The organism is Cytophaga sp. FL35 (genome assembly GCF_014349235.1).
Lineage (GTDB): Bacteria > Bacteroidota > Bacteroidia > Flavobacteriales > Flavobacteriaceae > Euzebyella.
The window spans coordinates 143,698-162,685 of the sequence record NZ_JACSOH010000007.1 but is presented as its reverse complement, the minus strand read 5'-3'; the positions used below and the strand labels follow the sequence as shown (position 1 = coordinate 162,685).

17 protein-coding genes are annotated in these 18,988 nt (G+C 40.3%); 12 read left to right on the top strand and 5 right to left on the bottom strand.

Annotated elements, in window-relative coordinates; genetic code table 11:
• Position 1 precedes the first annotated feature (1 nt).
• Together BIZ36_RS08070 and BIZ36_RS08065 are read right to left on the bottom strand one after the other, a co-directional pair.
• Positions 2-565: a hypothetical protein gene (locus BIZ36_RS08070; protein ID WP_187457374.1), complete on the bottom strand. Its 564-nt coding sequence runs from the start codon at positions 563-565 to the stop codon at positions 2-4.
• A 12-nt stretch (positions 566-577) separates the two neighbouring features.
• A complete protein-coding gene (locus BIZ36_RS08065) occupies positions 578-1,024 on the bottom strand; it encodes a hypothetical protein (protein WP_187457373.1) in 447 nt (148 codons plus the stop codon).
• Positions 1,025-1,305: 281 nt separating this feature from the next.
• On the opposite strand from BIZ36_RS08065, the gene pxpA reads away from it, so the two are divergent.
• The 12 genes from pxpA to BIZ36_RS08005 all read left to right on the top strand — a co-directional run bounded on the left by pxpA (position 1,306) and on the right by BIZ36_RS08005 (position 15,623).
• Positions 1,306-2,043, top strand: a complete 738-nt coding sequence (gene pxpA, locus BIZ36_RS08060) for a 5-oxoprolinase subunit PxpA (protein ID WP_187457372.1) — start codon at positions 1,306-1,308, stop codon at positions 2,041-2,043.
• Positions 2,044-2,781, top strand: coding sequence for a 5-oxoprolinase subunit PxpB (gene pxpB / locus BIZ36_RS08055; RefSeq protein ID WP_187457371.1), 738 nt, complete (start codon positions 2,044-2,046; stop codon positions 2,779-2,781).
• Entirely contained in the window at positions 2,774-3,619 is an 846-nt protein-coding gene (locus BIZ36_RS08050; protein WP_187457370.1) for a 5-oxoprolinase subunit C family protein, read from the top strand. The genes pxpB and BIZ36_RS08050 overlap by 8 nt, the downstream gene beginning before the upstream one ends.
• A 421-nt stretch (positions 3,620-4,040) precedes the next feature.
• Positions 4,041-5,723: a dihydroxy-acid dehydratase gene (ilvD, locus tag BIZ36_RS08045; RefSeq protein WP_187457369.1), complete on the top strand. Its 1,683-nt coding sequence runs from the start codon at positions 4,041-4,043 to the stop codon at positions 5,721-5,723.
• Between the two features lie 88 nt (positions 5,724-5,811).
• Positions 5,812-7,545 (top strand): biosynthetic-type acetolactate synthase large subunit, encoded by a 1,734-nt coding sequence (gene ilvB / locus BIZ36_RS08040; protein WP_187457368.1) that lies wholly within the window; start codon positions 5,812-5,814, stop codon positions 7,543-7,545.
• A 28-nt stretch (positions 7,546-7,573) separates the two neighbouring features.
• Positions 7,574-8,152, top strand: coding sequence for an O-methyltransferase (locus BIZ36_RS08035; RefSeq protein ID WP_187457367.1), 579 nt, complete (start codon positions 7,574-7,576; stop codon positions 8,150-8,152).
• Between the two features lie 7 nt (positions 8,153-8,159).
• A complete protein-coding gene (locus tag BIZ36_RS08030) occupies positions 8,160-8,933 on the top strand; it encodes a class I SAM-dependent methyltransferase (RefSeq protein WP_187457366.1) in 774 nt (257 codons plus the stop codon).
• Between the two features lie 48 nt (positions 8,934-8,981).
• Entirely contained in the window at positions 8,982-9,512 is a 531-nt protein-coding gene (gene ilvN / locus BIZ36_RS08025) for an acetolactate synthase small subunit (RefSeq protein WP_187457365.1), read from the top strand.
• Between the two features lie 106 nt (positions 9,513-9,618).
• Positions 9,619-11,094 (top strand): ketol-acid reductoisomerase, encoded by a 1,476-nt coding sequence (gene ilvC / locus BIZ36_RS08020; RefSeq protein ID WP_187457364.1) that lies wholly within the window; start codon positions 9,619-9,621, stop codon positions 11,092-11,094.
• A gap of 67 nt (positions 11,095-11,161) precedes the next feature.
• The gene (gene ilvA, locus BIZ36_RS08015) at positions 11,162-12,412 is read left to right on the top strand and encodes a threonine ammonia-lyase IlvA (RefSeq protein WP_187457363.1); all 1,251 of its coding nucleotides are present in this window, start codon (positions 11,162-11,164) and stop codon (positions 12,410-12,412) included.
• Between the two features lie 118 nt (positions 12,413-12,530).
• The gene (locus BIZ36_RS08010) at positions 12,531-14,111 is read left to right on the top strand and encodes an NADP-dependent glyceraldehyde-3-phosphate dehydrogenase (protein WP_187457362.1); all 1,581 of its coding nucleotides are present in this window, start codon (positions 12,531-12,533) and stop codon (positions 14,109-14,111) included.
• A gap of 309 nt (positions 14,112-14,420) precedes the next feature.
• Complete coding sequence (locus BIZ36_RS08005; RefSeq protein ID WP_187457361.1) at positions 14,421-15,623, top strand: MFS transporter; 1,203 nt, start codon at positions 14,421-14,423, stop codon at positions 15,621-15,623.
• Positions 15,624-15,697: 74 nt separating this feature from the next.
• Here the strand turns inward: BIZ36_RS08005 and leuB are convergent, their stop codons facing one another.
• The 3 genes from leuB to leuD all read right to left on the bottom strand — a co-directional run bounded on the left by leuB (position 15,698) and on the right by leuD (position 18,987).
• Positions 15,698-16,753 (bottom strand): 3-isopropylmalate dehydrogenase, encoded by a 1,056-nt coding sequence (leuB, locus tag BIZ36_RS08000; RefSeq protein WP_187457360.1) that lies wholly within the window; start codon positions 16,751-16,753, stop codon positions 15,698-15,700.
• A gap of 67 nt (positions 16,754-16,820) precedes the next feature.
• Positions 16,821-18,332, bottom strand: coding sequence for a hydroxymethylglutaryl-CoA lyase-like TIM-barrel protein (locus tag BIZ36_RS07995; RefSeq protein ID WP_187457359.1), 1,512 nt, complete (start codon positions 18,330-18,332; stop codon positions 16,821-16,823).
• Between the two features lie 58 nt (positions 18,333-18,390).
• Positions 18,391-18,987, bottom strand: a complete 597-nt coding sequence (leuD, locus tag BIZ36_RS07990; RefSeq protein WP_187457358.1) for a 3-isopropylmalate dehydratase small subunit — start codon at positions 18,985-18,987, stop codon at positions 18,391-18,393.
• Between the last annotated feature and the right edge of the window lies 1 nt (position 18,988).

Here is an 18,988-nt window from a genome sequence, read left to right as displayed (position 1 = left end):
ACTACAATTGAAACTCTTCGTTACTGCCGTCCTTGTTTTGGATTTTTTCCTTCATAAATAGGTCTTTTAGTATGTATCCGGCAATCAATGCTATTCCCAATACCAACAGAGGAATCGCATAAGGCCAATTCAATACATTCAATAAGCTTCCGGCAATAATGGCCAATGCCCCAATGACAATGGCAAAATTCCAAATAACTTGAAGTTTCTGGTTTTTTGCTTTTTTGTCCTCATCTAAAAAATAGGCCGTTCCTTCCATTACAAACCAGGTCATAAATGCAATGCCCACAATAATTTGAAGGAATAAGGTATTTTGAAAATCAAGCACCCTTACAATTCCGTTGATTGTCCAACTTATAACGAGTATTAGTTTTACGGTGTCTATAAACTTTCTTTGGAGCTTGTTAAAATGTCGGAACACATATAAAATGCCCGTATTGGCAAAACCAAACAATACAATCTCCTTGGCATAAGGCCATAGTAGAACCTTAAGGAGCATACCCAACAAAATGATCGTTAATGAAATTCTAAGGGGAATTTTAAGTATTTTATCTTTTTTAGGCATGACAGAGGATTTTTAGTTGATAGCTTTGATGTGCACACGTAGCCCTTCCATAATCCCAAGGATATTGTTAACGGTTTCTTTTAAGTAATATTTGATAAGTACATGTGGTATTCTAATGGTAGTAAAGCCATTTCTAAAGGAGTGCATTGCTTCCTCTAGATCATTAATAGCTTGTTCATGGGTAAGCATATGGTACTCGGTGTCAATTTCAATATTGAGCTTTACTCGGGAAATGGCTATATCAATAGATTTGGTGCCATCCCACCATTCTAACATGGCCGTAACACCGGCTTCTTTTAAACCATAATAGAGTTGAACCGCTTCTTTAGGAGTGCCATGACTTTCCATTAGTCTCACCATTCTCCTTTTGTGCGCAGAGCAGAGTTGTACGCCTAATTCTTCAATTGAAGATGCACGTTCAGCGGGTTCAAGTTGTTTATTACATTCTAAACAAGTCATAAATAGGTTAAATTATTTTGGGGGAATAAACCCACTTAGTTTGATTTGGGATAATAATAACCGTAGATTTTTTCTAATAGTATGCAGCATCGATGTACCGCACCCTGTTTTTAGACGAACTGCATTTTTTTAGATAAACGGCATCAAAAAATGTTAAAACTGTTGTGAAAATCATCTTGTAATCCTGTATTTTGTTGGTAATTCAAAATTTCGAGACATTTACTTCCGTCTTCTATTAATTTCGTAGTTTTCATGGTCAAATTGTTTATTAGGTAAAATTTATGGATGTCATTCAGGTTGATATTAACTGTGACGCAGGAGAAGGAATCGCTGACGAAAAAAGGATATTTCCATTTATAAATTCCTGTAGTATTGCCTGCGGAGGTCATGCAGGCAATTTGTCAACTATGACAAATTCTGTGGAGCTGGCCTTGGAGAACAACTTGAAAATTGGAGCTCACCCTTCGTATCCCGATAAAGATAATTTTGGAAGGGTAAGCATGAAATTATCCTCCAAAAACTTACAAATTTCCATATTACATCAGCTAAAGAATTTGGAAACGGTACTAGGGGCAAAGGGTGTTAAATTGCACCACATTAAGGCCCATGGGGCTCTATATAATGATATGGCGAAGGATACCGCGATTGCTGCCGTTTATCTCACCGCCATTACAGAATATAAGAACTCTGCTTTTCTGTATGTTCCTTACAAGTCGGTAGTAGCCAATATGGCTTTAGAGCAAGGTTTTAAGATAAAATATGAAGCTTTTGCAGATAGGAATTACAATGATGATTTGTCTTTAGTTAGTAGGAAAAACAAAAATTCATTGATACTGGAGCCAGAAAATGTTTTGAGTCATGTTTTGCAAATAGCTAAAAATAAAACAGTGGTTACAGTAGAAGGAAATAAACAAAAGCTGATAGCGAATACGTTCTGTGTGCATGGTGATACCATAAACGCATTGAAAATTGTATCGTATATTAGGCAAATGATACCGAACCATAATACCCCCAATTAAGTGAATCTGTATTCTATTTCTATAAGGTCCTATGGGCCACATGCCATTTTAATTGAATGGCCTAACCGAGTAGAGGAAGCCATACTAGAAAATATTCTTCACTTTACAAATTATCTAAAAGAGGTAAAGCTTAAAGATGGGAATTGGGAAATGATTCCTGCCTATAATTCCGTCACACTTGTTTACAGGGATGAACCCATAGATTTTGCAAAATTTAAGGGTATGCTGGCCGAATGGTATGAAGACATTTGGGAGGTACAATCACTTAAAAGAATACTATGGAAACTTCCTGTTTGCTATCACAAGGCATTTGGGGTAGATTTGGATTTGGTGAGCGAAAAATTAAATTTGTCTCCAAAGGATATCATACAACATCATACTTCTCAGCAATATACCTTGTACGGCATCGGATTTTTACCGGGTTTTATGTATTTGGGAGGTCTTCCTTCCCAACTTGAAATACCTAGAAGGTCCCAGCCTAGGGCCAAAGTGGAAAAGGGTTCAGTGGGTTTGGCCGGTAAGCAGACAGGTATATATCCTCAAACATCTCCAGGAGGATGGAACATCATAGGTAATTGCCCCATTAATATGTTCAATGTAAAAAAAGAAGAACCCTGTTTTATTAAAGTAGGGGACAAGGTGCAATTTTTTGAAATTGAGAAGGCGGAGCATGATTTGTACAAAATAGAGGAGGAAGTAGGCATCTATAAGCTGGAAAAGGAGGTTTGGGATGCTTAAAGTGTTAAAAGAGGGACTTTTTACCACTGTTCAGGATAAAGGTCGGTACGGTTATTTAAATAAAGGAGTGCCGGTTGCCGGTTACATGGATCAATTTTCAGCTGCTAAGGTCAACAACCTATTGGGTAACCCTAAAAATGCGGCTGTAATTGAAATAACGATGACAGGACCAAAAATGAAATTTGAGGCACCTACTTTCATTTGTTTGGGAGGAGCTGAAATTTCTGCTAAACTAAATGAACAGCCTATTTCCAATTATTCTTTGGTGAAAGTGGCCAAAGGCGATATACTTACCTATGGAAAATTACAAAATGGTTTTAGGGCCTATTTGGGTGTTAGAAACGGATTTGAAACTCCAGTGGTTTTGGGAAGCCGATCCTATTTTACGGGTATAACAAAACAGAATCATGTATCGGACGGTGACATCATTCCCTATTCGGAGGACAACGGATTCCAGCCAAAGATTATGGAAATGAAGGTGAATTCCACTTTTGACCAAACAGTTTTGGGCGTCACGCCCGGTCCAGAATATGAAATGCTTTCGGATAAACAATTAGAATACCTGTTCGCAAAGGGTTTTACCATTTCCAATGAGAACAATAGAATGGCATACCAATTAGAAGAGATGATACCTGGGCATGAAATTTCAATGTTAACTTCAGCTACGCTGCCTGGTACGGTTCAATTTACGCCCTCTGGAAAGTTAATTGTCCTGATGAAAGACGGTCAAACCACAGGAGGGTACCCTAGAATTTTACAATTGTCTGATGACGCCATAAATATTCTTTCGCAAAAAAAGTTTGGGGATAAGGTAAAGTTCAAACTCTTGAAAGAGTAAAATGGATTTTTGTTAGTTAATAATTAAATGATGCAACTTGATTCATCTAATTTATGTAATATTGTTCGTATGAAACATAATACAATTGAAGTCGTGGTCATTTTGGTCGTTCCCATAAGGGAGTGATACAGATTGCTGTGGATTTCAAAAAGCCTGTATCAAAATTAAAATTGATACAGGCTTTTTTATTTGGCCAATTCGATAAAAACAGGACAAAAAATCGCATTGAAGAACAATTATCTAACTATTGAATATGATAAAAATATTAACTTAAAAAACTGATAATCATTTAATTATAAAAATTATACCTCTATTGACTTTAGAGAGCGATTTCTTAGGAAAAACATAGGAATATAGAATTAAATACTTTTGAAATAGTAGTACAAAAACCAATTTAAACCTAGCAACATTATTTTCATAAATGGATTTGAAAAAATACAGTCATAGCGTAACCCAAGACCCTTCTTTACCAGCCGCACAAGCCATGCTTCATGCCATAGGCTTAACGGATGAAGATTTGAAAAAACCTTTAATCGGTATTGCCAGTACAGGTTATGAGGGAAACCCTTGTAATATGCATTTGAACGATTTGGCAACCCATGTTAAAAAAGGTACTGAAAATGCCGATTTGGTCGGTCTTATTTTTAATACAATTGGGGTAAGTGACGGTATTTCTAACGGTACGCCGGGAATGCGTTTTTCACTTCCCTCCAGGGATTTGATCGCAGACTCCATGGAAACCGTAATGGAAGCTATGGGATATGATGGGCTTGTAACGGTTGTGGGTTGTGATAAGAACATGCCGGGAGCACTCATGGCTCAATTGAGATTGAACAGACCTTCTATTTTGGTGTATGGTGGTACCATTGCCTCAGGCTGCCATAATGGAAAAAAATTGGATATTATCTCTGCATTTGAAGCTTTTGGTCAAAAAGTGGCCGGAACTATTAATGAGGATGAATACAAAGAAGTGATTCATAAGGCTTGTCCCGGGGCAGGTGCTTGTGGTGGTATGTACACGGCCAACACCATGGCTTCGGCTATAGAGGCGTTGGGAATGTCCCTCCCATTCAATTCTTCCAATCCAGCGGTAAGCGGTGGCAATTTAAAAGAGAAAGAATGTGTAAAGGCGGGAGAAGCTTTAAGGAATTTATTGGAAAAGGATATTAAGCCTTCGGACATTGTGACCAAAAAATCTTTGGAAAATGCCATTCGCTTAGTGACCATATTAGGAGGTTCTACCAACGCGGTATTGCACTTTTTGGCAATTGCCAAGGCGGCAAAGGTTGAATTTACCTTGGAAGATTTTAGAAGAATAAGTGATTCTACACCTCTATTGGCAGATTTAAAACCAAGTGGAAGGTATTCTATGGAGGATCTTCACGGGGTGGGTGGTGTGCCCGGCGTTTTAAAGTACATGTTGAAGTTGGGCATGCTTCATGGTGATTGTCTAACAGTTACCGGAAAGACGTTGGCCGAAAATTTAGCCGATGCCCCAGAATTGGATGAAGGTCAGGATATCATCAGAACAGTAGAGAAACCTATCAAAGAATCGGGACATATAAGAATATTGTTTGGAAACTTGGCTACGGAAGGAGCCGTTGCAAAGATTACCGGAAAAGAAGGATTGTCCTTTCAGGGCCCGGCAAACGTTTTTGACAGCGAAGCTGAGGTGAACGTGGGTATCAAGAGTGGAAAGGTAAAAAAGGGCGATGTTGTTATCATTCGCTATGAAGGGCCAAAGGGAGGTCCCGGTATGCCAGAAATGCTAAAACCAACTTCTTCCATTATGGGCGCAGGTCTTGGAAAAGATGTAGCCTTGATTACGGACGGAAGGTTTTCAGGTGGTTCCCATGGTTTTGTTGTGGGGCACGTAGCACCGGAAGCGCAGGTGGGAGGTAATATAGCCTTGGTAGAGAACGGGGATATCATTACTATTGACGCTGTAAACAATACCATTGATATTGATATTACCGATGAGGAATTAGAAAAAAGAAGAGCCAAATGGCAAGAGCCCAAGCTTAAATTTGAGCGTGGGGTACTATACAAATATGCAAAAACGGTTGCATCGGCCTCCCAAGGTTGTGTTACCGATGAATTTTAGTAATTAGAGCGGAAATTTAGATTTCTTATTGTTTAAAATAGTCCTAATCGCAAAATTACTTGCGAATGACTGGAACTTAAACGCACAGATGGAAGCAGTTAAAATGAAAACAGAGGAAACCAAAAACAAGGCCAAGTTGAAAATTACAGGAGCGGAAGCTATTATACATTGTTTGTTGGCAGAGGGTGTGGACACTCTTTATGGTTATCCAGGCGGTGCAATTATGCCCGTATATGATGAACTTTATAAATTTCAAGACAAATTGCACCACGTGCTAACACGTCATGAACAAGGAGCAACTCATGCAGCTCAAGGTTATGCAAGAGTTTCCGGTAGGGTAGGTGTGGCCATGGCTACTTCTGGTCCAGGAGCTACCAACTTGGTTACGGGATTGGCAGATGCCATGATCGATTCTACCCCAATGGTATGTATTACAGGTCAAGTAACCCGTTCGCTTTTGGGTTCGGATGCTTTTCAGGAGACCGATATTATTGGTATTTCTACCCCAGTAACCAAATGGAATTACCAGATTACCAGAGCGGAAGAAATTCCGGAAATAATGGCCAAGGCGTTTTATATTGCTAAATCAGGTCGCCCAGGTCCGGTATTGGTAGATATTACCAAGAATGCCCAATTTGACGAGTTTGAGTTCAGTTATGAGAAATGTACTGCAGTACGTAGTTATACCCCAGTACCTAAGCCGGATATCAAGGCAATTGAAGCTGCGGCGGATTTAATCAATCAGGCTAAAAAGCCTATGATTGTTTGGGGTCAGGGTGTAATCCTTGGTCAAGCGGAGGAAGAGTTGAAAGCATTGGTCGAAAAAGCGGGAATACCTGCGGCATGGACCATTATGGGGGCTTCGGCCATCGACACCGATCATCCGTTAAATGTTGGTATGGTGGGAATGCACGGAAATTATGGTCCAAACATTCTTACCAATGAATGCGATTTGTTGATTGCTATAGGTATGCGTTTTGATGACCGTGTTACCGGAAACTTGGAAACCTATGCGAAACAGGCTAAAGTTATCCATTTTGAAATCGATAAGGCTGAGGTAAATAAGAATGTATACGCCGATGTTGCCGTATTGGGGAATTCCAAAGAAACATTGGGCCTAATGTTGCCTCTTATTAAAGAAAATAGTCACGAAGAGTGGCATAACGAGTTCAAAAAGCGCTATGCTATCGAGTATGGTGAGGTAATTGAAAAAGATATTTATCCCACCAAGGAGGGTTTGACCATGGGCGAGGTCATCAAGGAAATAAATAATGCGGCCAACAATGAAGCCGTCTTGGTAACTGATGTGGGTCAGCACCAGATGATCGGTTGTCGCTATGCCAAGTTTAAAAAATCAAAAAGTAACATTACCTCCGGAGGTTTGGGAACTATGGGCTTCGCACTTCCAGCAGCTATTGGTGCCAAAATGGGTGCTATGGATAGGGAAGTGGTGGCTGTTATTGGAGATGGAGGTTACCAAATGACCATTCAAGAGTTGGGTGTTATTTACCAATTGAATTTACCCGTAAAAATTGTTGTTCTGAACAATGATCACTTGGGGATGGTTAGGCAATGGCAAGAATTGTTTTTTGATAGAAGATATGCCTCTACGGTGATGACAAATCCAGATTTTGTAAAAATTGCGGAAGGCTATCACATTGAAGCCAAAAGAGTTAGCAAACGGGAGGATTTAGAAGCAGCTGTTCAAGAAATGATTGCTTCTGACAAACCCTATTTCTTGGAGGTTAAAGTTGAAAAAGAGGATAACGTATTCCCGATGATTCCTACCGGAGCCTCGGTTTCAGATATCCGTTTAAAATAAAAGCAAATAGATTTTCCTCCATACCACAATGGTCGATTCCATTATCCATAACGAACCGGAAACCTATCAACAGCTATTGCAGAAGTCCGAAGCAATTGGATTTTCAATGCCTTCCGATATTCTGATAGGCACCTTGCTAAAAACCTTGGTGGCGTCAAAGCCTGGAGGACGGTTTTTGGAATTAGGTACGGGTATGGGTTTAAGTCTTTCTTGGATGTTGGATGGTATGGATGCCAACTCAAGTCTCATTAGCGTAGATAATGACCAAGATTTAGTAAATATCGTAAAGCCCTTTTTTAAGGATGATAAACGGGTTGTTTTGCAGTGTACGGATGGTGCGGAATGGATTAGAAGTTATAGGGGGAAAGAATTTGATTTAATTTTTGCCGATGCGTGGCCAGGAAAGTATGACCTTCTGGATGAGACTTTGGCTTTGTTAAAAGTAGGCGGCTTCTATATTATCGATGATATGGATGAGCAGCCCAATTGGCCCGAAGGTCATAATGAAAAGGCTAAAGCCTTGGTTGCGGAGCTTGAAAAACGTGAAGATTTGGTTTTGACGAAAATGAATTGGTCAACCGGATTGATTATTGCCTCCAAAAAATGAGAAGGATATGACGCAACAGTTAAATCATACATGGAACGCTGGTCTTTATAATGATAAGCATGCTTTCGTATACGATTACGGGAAAGGGCTTATAGAGTTGTTGAGACCACAGGCCAATGAGCGTATATTGGATTTAGGTTGTGGAGCAGGTCAATTAACAAACGAAATTGCTGGATTTGGGTGTGATGTACTGGGAGTGGACAATTCCCCGGAAATGATTGAAAAGGCAGAAAGCTCATATCCCAATTTAAATTTTCAGGTGGGTGATGCGGCCACTTTTAAAACCGAGGAAAAATTCGATGCCATTTTCAGTAATGCTGCCCTTCATTGGGTAACGGATTATGAAAATGCCGTAGGTTGTATGTTCCATAATTTAAAACGAGGAGGTAGATTGATTGCCGAGTTTGGTGGTCAAGGAAATATTGAAACGATTATTTCTGCCCTAAAGGAAAGTCTATTGATGAATGGTTTTATAGAACAGGCCCAAAGACAATTATGGTATTTTCCTTCGGTGAGTGAATATTCTAGGGTATTGGAAAAAGCGGGCTTTCAAGTGACCTATGCGCAATGGTATGAAAGACCTACGGAATTGGTTGATGTAGAAACGGGTTTACAAGACTGGATTCATATGTTCGCCCTACTATTTTTTGAAGGTGTGGAAGCGAAAAAGATAAAAACAATAATTGCAGAAATAGAACAAAAAGTGAAACCGGCTCTTTTTAGAAAGGGAAAATGGTTTGCAGATTATAAAAGAATTAGGGTAGTGGCCCAAAAGAATTGATAACGGACTCTTCCGCCATAAATGGAAGTATGTGAATTTTAGATAAGGATGAAGAAACAATGGTTTACCATTTCGGTTTATTCCGAAAACAACGTGGGACTTTTAAATAGAATATCAGGTATATTCTTAAAGCGTCATATCAATATAGAGAGTTTAAATGTCTCTAAATCAGAGATTGATGGTGTTTCAAAATTTACAATTGTAGTACACACCACAGAAAAATGGGTACGTAATATTGTAGGTCAGGTAGAAAAGCAAATTGAGGTAATCAAAGCGTTCTATCACACGGATGATGAGACCATTTACCAAGAATCGGCCCTATTTAAAATTGCCTCCAATCTTTTGTTTGATGAACGTCAGATTCAAAATATCATCAAAGAGAACAACTCACAGATAGTTACGGTTGCACGTGAATTTTTTGTGATTGCAAAATCAGGAAGAAGAAATGAAATTGATGAAATGCATGAACAGTTAAAGCCTTTTGGCATTATGCAGTTTGTTCGTTCGGGGCGTATTTCTGTAACCAAGTCAGAAATGCAGATTTCCGCACTTCTTGAAGAATTTTATGAAGAGGCTTAATAAAAAGAGTAAGTAATCTATTAATATCTATATTTTCGCTCGTCGAAAGATTAAAACCAATAATTGAACATTTTCCTGCGGGGCAGGATGAAAAGAAAAAGTAACTATGGCAAATTATTTTAATACACTATCGCTTAGAGATCAACTTACCCAATTGGGTAAATGTAGATTCATGGAGTCTTCTGAATTTTCCGATGGTGTATCGGCATTGAAAGGTAAAAAAATAGTCATCGTAGGATGTGGTGCCCAAGGTTTGAACCAAGGATTGAACATGAGAGATTCCGGATTGGATATTTCGTATACCCTTCGTGAAGGTGCTATTAAAGAAAAGCGTCAATCATTTATCAACGCATCTGAAAACGGTTTCAATGTGGGTACTTATGAAGAATTGGTGCCTAGCGCAGATTTGGTAATCAATCTTACACCAGACAAGCAACATACGAGCGTTATCAATGCAGTAATGCCTTTAATGAAAGAAGGTGCTACCCTTTCTTATTCGCACGGTTTTAATATAGTGGAAGAAGGCATGCAGATTCGTGAAGACCTTACGGTTATCATGGTGGCTCCTAAATGTCCTGGTTCCGAGGTTCGGGAAGAATATAAGAGAGGTTTTGGTGTTCCAACTTTGATTGCAGTTCACCCTGATAACGATCCTCAGGGTAAAGGTTTGGAGCAGGCTAAAGCGTATGCCGTGGCCACTGGCGGACATAGAGCGGGCGTTTTGGAATCTTCTTTTGTTGCCGAAGTAAAGTCTGACCTTATGGGAGAACAGACCATTCTTTGTGGTCTTCTTCAAACAGGAAGCATCCTTTGTTTTGATAAAATGATCGAAAAAGGGGTAGATGCCGGTTACGCCTCCAAATTGATTCAATACGGTTGGGAAACCATCACCGAGGGAATGAAGTACGGTGGTATCACCAATATGATGGACCGTCTATCCAATCCTGCAAAAATTAAGGCTTTTGAACTTTCGGAAGAGTTAAAAGATATCATGCGTCCTTTGTTCCAAAAACATATGGACGACATCATGACCGGTCATTTTTCCAAAACAATGATGGAAGATTGGGCCAATGATGATAAAAACCTTTTAACCTGGAGGGCCGAAACCGGCGAGACCGCTTTTGAAAAAACTCCAGCGGGGGACGTAGAAATTTCGGAACAGGAATTTTATGACAATGGTGTTCTTATGGTAGCTATGGTTCGTGCAGGGGTTGAATTGGCCTACGAGAGTATGACCGAATCAGGGATTATCGGTGAGTCCGCTTATTATGAGTCACTTCATGAAACTCCGTTAATTGCCAATACCATTGCCAGAAAGAAGTTGTTCGAAATGAACCGAGTAATTTCAGATACGGCAGAGTACGGTTGTTATTTGTTCGATCACGCATGTAAGCCCCTTTTGGCCGATTTTATGAAGAAAATTGATGTTGACGTAGTTGGTAAAAAGTTTGGTGAAGGCGAAGGTAATGGTGTTGATAATGCCAAGTTGATTGCAGTGAACAAAGCTTTACGCGAGCATCCTGTTGAAGTTGTAGGAGCTAGATTACGTGCTTCTATGACGGACATGAAGCCTATTGTATAATATATTCTCAGACCCTGTTCCTTATTTATTCTACCTTTGGTAGTTCGTAATGAACAGGGTTTTTTGTATGAGTTATTTTCCTTCCATAGCAGCCATAAGAAGTGCTTCCGAAACCATTAGTCAGGTAGCTTCGGTAACTCCATTGACCAAAAGTAATCGGCTATCCGATAGTTACGAAGCCAATATTTTATTGAAAAGGGAAGACTTGCATCAGGTACGCTCGTATAAAATTAGGGGCGCCTTTAACAAGATTAGCTCATTAACGGTAGAGGAAAGGGAAAACGGAATTGTTTGTGCCAGCGCCGGCAACCATGCGCAAGGGGTGGCCTTTGCCTGTAACCGTTTAGGCATCAAGGGTACAGTTTATATGCCTTCCGTAACTCCCAAACAGAAAATTGAACAAACCCAAATGTTCGGTGGGGAGTGGGTAGATGTGGTCTTGGAGGGAGATACCTTTGACGATTCCTTTAAAAGTGCCATGCAGTTCTGCAACCAGCATAATAAGACCTTTATTCACCCTTTTGATGACCCTAAAGTCATTGAAGGGCAGGGGACCGTGGGATTAGAATTACTACAACAATTTCAAAAACCTATTGATTATATTTTTGTGGCCATTGGCGGAGGTGGTTTGGCATCAGGACTCTTGGGAGTTTTTAAAACACTGTCTCCTAGAACGAAGATTATTGGTGTAGAGCCAGAAGGTGCACCTTCAATGAAAACATCCATCGACAATAATAAGAATACCGAGCTGGAGAAGATTGATAAATTCATTGATGGGGCCGCAGTACAAAAGGTGGGTGACCTCACCTTTGAAATATGTAAAGAAAACCTTTATAACATGTCATTGGTGGCCGAGGGCAAAGTATGCCAAACAATTTTGGACTTATACAATCGTGATGCCATTGTAGTGGAACCAGCAGGAGCTTTAACAATAACGGTTTTAGATGCTTACGCCCAAGAGATTAAGGGTAAAAATGTGGTCTGCATACTTAGCGGCAGCAACAACGATATTACCCGGACTGCGGAAATCAAGGAGCGTGCTCTGTTATATGCCCGTTTAAAGCATTATTTCATCGTTCGTTTTCCACAAAGACCGGGAGCATTAAAGCAATTTGTGGCAGAAATTTTAGGCCCTACGGATGATATTACCCATTTTGAATATTCCAAAAAGTCCAGTAGGGAAAATGCTCCGGCCATTGTGGGTATAGAATTGAAGAGTCCCGAAGACCTTAAGCCGTTGATTGAAAGGATGAAGGATAACAATTTCTTCGGAGATTATTTGAATGATAAGCCCGACCTTTTTCAGTATCTTATATAAAATTATGATGCCGGATTGTGATTTAATGAAAACCACAACCATTTCGTAATATTTCTGAGATTTTTATTCCGTATTTTCGTTAGATAACGAATTTGACAATTCAATTTATTGAACGAAAATGAAAAGTATACCTGAAGAGTTTCAGATTTCGGAACTCATTGAGCAGAAAAAATATTTAGTTAACGGAGAATTAAAAACTTGGAACGGAAATACCACAGAGGTTTTTTCCAGCATTTCATCCACTGAAGCGTATAAACCCACATTATTGGGAAGTATCCCGGATATGGGCGAACCGGAAGCTATGGCCGCCTTGGATGGGGCTTTGGCCGCTTACGGAAAAGGACAGGGAGTTTGGCCTACAATGCACGTAAAGGATAGAATAGAGTGCATGGAGAATTTTGTGCGCAAAATGGAAACCAAGCGAAATGAAGTTGTCAAATTGTTGATGTGGGAGATTGGAAAATCGCTTCCAGATTCGCAAAAAGAGTTCGACCGTACGGTAGAATATATTTATGATACTATTGAGGAGTACAAAGAACTGGACCGAAATTCTGCCAAGTTTCAAAAGCACGATGGCGTATATGCCCATATCAAAAGAGGTCCGCTAGGGGTTGTTCTATGTTTGGGACCTTATAACTATCCGTTAAATGAAACTTTTGCCTTGCTTATCCCTGCTATTATAATGGGGAATACCACCATTTTTAAACCTGCAAAACACGGGGTTCTTTTAATTACCCCACTTCTGGAAGCCTTTCAAAGCTGTTTTCCAAAAGGTGTAGTCAATATCTTATTCGGTAGGGGTAGGGCCGTAGCGGCACCTATTATGCAAACAGGTAAGGTGGATGTGTTGGCCTTGATCGGTAACAGTAAATCCGCCAATGCATTGCAAGAGCAACACCCAAAAAGTAACCGCTTGCGACTGGTTTTGGGCCTTGAAGCTAAAAATCCCGCGATTATACTACCTGATGCCGATTTAGATTTAACGATTGACGAATGTATTGCGGGAACCTTATCCTTTAACGGGCAGCGTTGTACGGCGTTAAAGGTCATCTATGTACACGAGCAGGTGCGAGAAGAGTTTATGAAGCGTTTTACCAAACGGGTGGATTCCTTAAAGTTCGGTAATCCATGGGATGATGGAGTGAAATTGACTCCGCTTCCAGAACCAGGTAAGCCGGCCTATATACAAGAACTGATCGATGACGCTTTGGAAAAAGGCGCTAAGGTCAAGAATAAAAAAGGCGGACAGCATTTTGATAACTACATATGGCCAGCAGTGCTGTATCCCGTAAACAAAGAAATGAGGGTATACCAAGAAGAACAATTTGGTCCTATTATTCCTGTGGTGTCCTTTTCCGATATTGAAGAGCCATTGAACGATATGGCAGAAAGCAACTACGGGCAGCAAGTAAGTTTGTTCGGGAAGGATGTGTATACGCTATCACCACTAATTGATACCTTGGTAAATTTGGTTTGTAGAGTAAACCTGAACAGTTCTTGTCAGCGAGGGCCGGACGTGTATCCGTTTACGGGAAGAAAAGATTCTGCACAAGCAACCTTAAGTGTTCACGATGCCTTGCGTTCTTTTTCAATAAGAACCTTTGTGGCGTTTAAGGACAACGAGTTGAACAATGAGACTATTCAGCAGTTGTTGGAAGCCAAGCTATCAAATTTTGTAAGTACGGATTATATTCTTTAAGTACATTGCTAGAAAACGGAAAAGCCTTTGTTGATGAACAAAGGCTTTTTTTATGCTTTGGTCCGTAATAATCAGATAGATATGAAATGTGTTCAAAGAGGAGGTTGATGTTAGGTTTGTGTTAAATATTAACGTTGTGTTTTAATTTTTGAAGAATAGTGGGATAATATAGCATATATATTGGACAAATGCGTAAACCCGTATTCAAATCAAGCACTGTAATTTTGTACCAACAAATTAGACAAAGATGCCGTTGATTCAATTGATGGATGAGATGGAATTAAAGTTGAACCTACAATTTGGAATAATATGGATACAAAAATAAATAACAGTAAAGCCTTATTTGCATTAGCAGTGGGCGGCTTTGGAATTGGACTTACTGAGTTTGTAATCATGGGGATTCTCCCGGATGTTGCCAAAGGATTGAATATTACCATTCCGGAGGCTGGTCATTTTATAGCGGCGTACGCATTGGGTGTGGTAGTTGGCGCTCCGCTTTTGACTCGTTTTAGCACAAAATTAAATTCTCGAACTATACTTTTATTATTGATGGGATGGTTTACCCTTTTCAATACCTTTTCAGGATTTGCGACTAACTACACTACATTGCTGGTGATGCGATTTTTATCCGGATTACCCCATGGGGCTTTCTTTGGTATTGGTGCGGTTGTAGCCGGAAAATTGGCTCGTGAAGGAAAGGCGGCAAGGGCCATAGCTGTTATGTTTAGCGGACTTACAATTGCTAATGTTATAGGCGTGCCTGCTGGGACCTATATAGGCCATCATTATGATTGGAGTATTTCTTTTTATATGGTAGGTGTCGTTGGATTGATGGCGGTGAGCAGTATTTTGCTTTGGATGCCAAAATTTGAACCTCAAACACCAAAACCTTATTCAAAAGACAACAAAGGGCTAAAAAATGGCGAGTTATGGGCTTTAATTGCTCTTACGACCATTGGTACGGGCGGTTTCTTTGCCTGGTACAGTTACATTGCTCCTTTGGTAACGGATGTTGCCGGATGGGGAGAGAATATGGTTGGCTATGCAATGATTTTAGCCGGACTGGGAATGGTTTTCGGAAATTTCATTGGGGCAAAGATGGCCGAAATTTTTTCGCCGCTAAGGGCGGTTGCTCTAAGCCTATCTTTAATGGTAGTACTTCTGTTGATCAATGCAGTTCTTTCATTTAATCCCTACATTGTTTTGGTGATGACGTTCTTAGTAGGAATGGCTGCTTTTACAGTTTCCACGCCTATTCAGATGGCCATTATTAATACCTCAAAAGGAAACGAAATGTTGGGCTCCTCAATGAACCAGAGTGCCTTTAACATGGGGAATGCCTCTGGGGCCTATTTGGCAGGATTACCAATGACCTTTGGCTTAAGCGTAGTTTATGCAGGGGTCGTAGGTTCTGTTTTAGCTGGATTAGGGGTAGTGATAGCTGTTGGAATCATCCTCTACAGGAGGCACAAAGCAGGCTATAGCCTTAAAAAAATGGCCTTTGGGAATTAGAAAATAGAGATTATTAACACAAACTAAAAAGACCGGCTTTTGCCGGTCTTTTTTATTAATGATTATCCAATGCATTAAATATTTTCTGCCAGCCAATTGCCAACCTCACTTGTTTTATAAGATTTTCCACCTTCGGACAAGTCTTCGGTTACCACCCCTTCAGAAAGGGATTTGTTCACCACTCTTCTAATATCATCTGCTTCTTGTTGAAGGCCTAAGTCTTCAAACATCATTGCTGCCGAAAGTACAGTCGCTAAAGGATTTGCAATGTCTTTACCGGCCGCTTGCGGATAAGACCCGTGAATGGGCTCGTATAGGGAAACTTCACTTCCTACTGAGGCCGAAGGCATGAGTCCCATAGATCCAGAAATAACGGAAGCTTCATCCGTCAAAATATCACCAAAAAGATTTTCGGTAATAATTACATCATACGCTTTGGGCCATTGTACCAAACGCATGGCAACGGCGTCTACAAACTCATAAGAAACTTCTACTTCAGGGTAGTCTTTTTCCATGGCTTGTACTGTTTCTCTCCACAAACGGGAAGATTCCAACACGTTCGCTTTATCTACGCAACAAAGTTTTTTGCCTCTAGCCATGGCCATTTCAAACCCTTTTTTGGCCAAACGCTGAATTTCGGCACGGGTATAGGTCATGGTATCATAAGCGGTGTTACCATCATCTTCCCTGCCGCGTTTTCCAAAATAGACACCGCCTGTTAATTCGCGAAGAATGATTAAATCGGTTCCTTCTATTCTTTCCCTTTTCAAAGGAGACTTGTCGATCAAGGATGGAAAAGTAAATGTGGGTCTTACGTTAGCGAAAAGACCTAACTTTTGGCGCATTTTCAATAAACCTTGCTCAGGCCGAACTTTAGCCGATGGGTCGTTATCGAAACGAGGGTGCCCAATAGCCCCAAAAAGAACAGCATCGGAAGTAGCACAGATTTCGTGGGTATTATCAGGGTAGGGCTCACCTACTTCATCGATGGCCGCAGCTCCGGTCAAGGCAGGTCTCCAGCTAATTTCATGGTTGTATTTTTTTGCGATGGCATCACTTACCTTAACGGCTTGATCAATAACTTCTGGGCCTATTCCGTCTCCGGCCAAAAGAGCAATATTTAGCTTCATTTATTTTTAGCTTTATGCTGCGCGCCATTTGCTTCATGCTAGTGGAGCGAAGGGTTTAATTAATTTTTTAAATAATATTCAACATTTTTTCAGTGGCCTTAATGGCGGATACCGTTTGATCGGAATCCAGACCGCGAGATGTAAACTCCTTTCCTTTGGCATTCCACGTAATGATAGTTTCACAAAGGGCATCGGAGTTGCTTCCGGGAGGAATTCTTACCGAGTAATCTACCAATTTGGGCAGTTCCATTTTTTGGGCGCTGTAAATTTTTCGCAAGGCATTCATAAAGGCGTCATACTGTCCGTCTCCAGATGCGTTTTCCTCAAAAGTCTTCCCGCTGATTTCTACTGATAGGGTAGTGGAAGGCCGTAAACCTTTGGAATGGGTAAGCACGTACGATTTTACAAAGACCTTTTGCTGGTAATCGGTATCAAGTACATCGGAAATGATATAGGGCAAATCTTCCTTGGTAACCTTTTCTTTTTTATCACCTAATTCAATGATTCTGGCCGTTACTTTTTTAAGTTCCTCATCGTTCAAAGTGAGGCCCAGTTCTTGCAAATTCTTTTGAATATTTGCCTTTCCGGACATTTTACCCAGCGCATATTTGCGTTTTCTACCAAAACGCTCTGGCATTAAATCACTAAAGTAAAGATTTTTTTTGCTGTCTCCATCTGCATGAATTCCAGCAGTTTGTGTAAAAACATTTTCACCAACAATAGGTTTGTTCGCGGGAATCCCCACTCCGGTAAAAGCAGAAACCAACTTACTTACCCTATATAAGGCTTTCTCGTTTACTTGTATGCTAACTTCAGGAAGAAAGTCGTTTATAACGGCAATGGCGCTCGCCATGGGCGCATTTCCAGCTCGTTCTCCCATTCCGTTTACGGTTAGGTGCAAACCATGGCAACCTGCCTTTACGGCTTCCATAATATTGGCAACGCCTAAATCGTAGTCGTTATGACCGTGAAAATCAATATGCAATTGCGGGAACCTTTCAATAATCTCCGATAGGAATTCATTGGTTTCCGTGTGGGTCAATATGCCCAAAGTATCCGGCAACAAAACTCTTTTCACGGGCTGAGTGGTAAGGAATTCAAGAAATTCCATTACATATTCCTTGGAGTTGCGCATACCGTTGCTCCAATCCTCCAAATAGATATTGGTTATGATGCCACGTTCCGTTGCTTGCGTAAAAATATCCGCTATATCCTTAAAGTGCTCTTTAGGTGTTTTTTTAAGCTGATATTTTAAGTGGTTCATAGAACCTTTGGTGAGCAGATTTTGGGTTATTGCACCTGCTTTTTCCATCCAATCCAAGGAAACACCACTGTCAACAAAGGTGAGCACTTCAACTTTTTCCAAAAACTGCTGCTCCTTGGCCCATTTGGTAATTTGCTGCACAGCTTCCAATTCACCTTCAGATACTCTAGCCGAAGCCACCTCAATACGGTCTACTTTTAACTCTTCGAGTAAAAGTTTGGCAAGCGTTAACTTTTCAGAAGAAGTAAATGAGACACCACTTGTTTGTTCCCCATCACGTAGGGTAGTGTCCATTATTTCCAAGTGTCTTTTCATTTTCACCTAGCGGTTTTCAGGTCTCCCTGTTTCTTAGTATCCGTAAAGATCTAAGTTTTTAAAACGGTCTTTGTTCAGCAAATTTTTCAATATCCCCTTTGATGTTCAATAGATAATCAATATCATCGAAACCATTGGTCATATTGCCTTTTTTGTATTTGTTGATGTCAAAAGACTCGCTTTCGCCCGTGGCCAAAATGGTCACTTTTTGTTCAGGAAGGTTTACTTCAAACTGGGCATTGGGGTCTTTTTCAATTTCCCCGAAGATTTTCTGTAGGAAAGCGGCACTTACCTGCACGGGTAAAACACCAATGTTCAAGCAGTTGTTTCTAAAAATATCCGCAAAAAAGCTGGAAATTACACAACGGAAACCATAGTCATAAACTGCCCAAGCCGCGTGTTCACGGGAAGAACCAGAACCGAAGTTCTTACCACCCACCAAAATTTGTCCGCTATAAATAGGGTTGTTGAGAATGAAGTCCACTTTAGGAGTATTGTCTTGATTGTATCTCCAATCTCTAAATAAGTTATCTCCAAAACCTTTTCTTTCCGTCGCCTTTAAAAAGCGTGCAGGAATTATCTGGTCCGTATCCACATTTTCAATGGGTAGCGGTACCGCTGAGGAGGTTAAAACATTAAATTTATCGTAAGCCATT

Excerpts from the sequence above, each read along its gene's own strand:
- BIZ36_RS08070 (WP_187457374.1), bottom strand. The coding sequence starts at position 565 with ATGCCTAAAAAAGATAAAATACTTAAAATTCCCCTTAGAATTTCATTA.
- BIZ36_RS08065 (WP_187457373.1), bottom strand. The coding sequence starts at position 1,024 with ATGACTTGTTTAGAATGTAATAAACAACTTGAACCCGCTGAACGTGCA.
- pxpA (WP_187457372.1), top strand. The coding sequence starts at position 1,306 with ATGGATGTCATTCAGGTTGATATTAACTGTGACGCAGGAGAAGGAATC.
- BIZ36_RS08050 (WP_187457370.1), top strand. The coding sequence starts at position 2,774 with ATGCTTAAAGTGTTAAAAGAGGGACTTTTTACCACTGTTCAGGATAAA.
- ilvD (WP_187457369.1), top strand. The coding sequence starts at position 4,041 with ATGGATTTGAAAAAATACAGTCATAGCGTAACCCAAGACCCTTCTTTA.
- ilvB (WP_187457368.1), top strand. The coding sequence starts at position 5,812 with ATGGAAGCAGTTAAAATGAAAACAGAGGAAACCAAAAACAAGGCCAAG.
- BIZ36_RS08035 (WP_187457367.1), top strand. The coding sequence starts at position 7,574 with ATGGTCGATTCCATTATCCATAACGAACCGGAAACCTATCAACAGCTA.
- BIZ36_RS08030 (WP_187457366.1), top strand. The coding sequence starts at position 8,160 with ATGACGCAACAGTTAAATCATACATGGAACGCTGGTCTTTATAATGAT.
- ilvN (WP_187457365.1), top strand. The coding sequence starts at position 8,982 with ATGAAGAAACAATGGTTTACCATTTCGGTTTATTCCGAAAACAACGTG.
- ilvC (WP_187457364.1), top strand. The coding sequence starts at position 9,619 with ATGGCAAATTATTTTAATACACTATCGCTTAGAGATCAACTTACCCAA.
- ilvA (WP_187457363.1), top strand. The coding sequence starts at position 11,162 with ATGAGTTATTTTCCTTCCATAGCAGCCATAAGAAGTGCTTCCGAAACC.
- BIZ36_RS08010 (WP_187457362.1), top strand. The coding sequence starts at position 12,531 with ATGAAAAGTATACCTGAAGAGTTTCAGATTTCGGAACTCATTGAGCAG.
- BIZ36_RS08005 (WP_187457361.1), top strand. The coding sequence starts at position 14,421 with ATGGATACAAAAATAAATAACAGTAAAGCCTTATTTGCATTAGCAGTG.
- leuB (WP_187457360.1), bottom strand. The coding sequence starts at position 16,753 with ATGAAGCTAAATATTGCTCTTTTGGCCGGAGACGGAATAGGCCCAGAA.
- BIZ36_RS07995 (WP_187457359.1), bottom strand. The coding sequence starts at position 18,332 with ATGAAAAGACACTTGGAAATAATGGACACTACCCTACGTGATGGGGAA.
- leuD (WP_187457358.1), bottom strand. The coding sequence starts at position 18,987 with ATGGCTTACGATAAATTTAATGTTTTAACCTCCTCAGCGGTACCGCTA.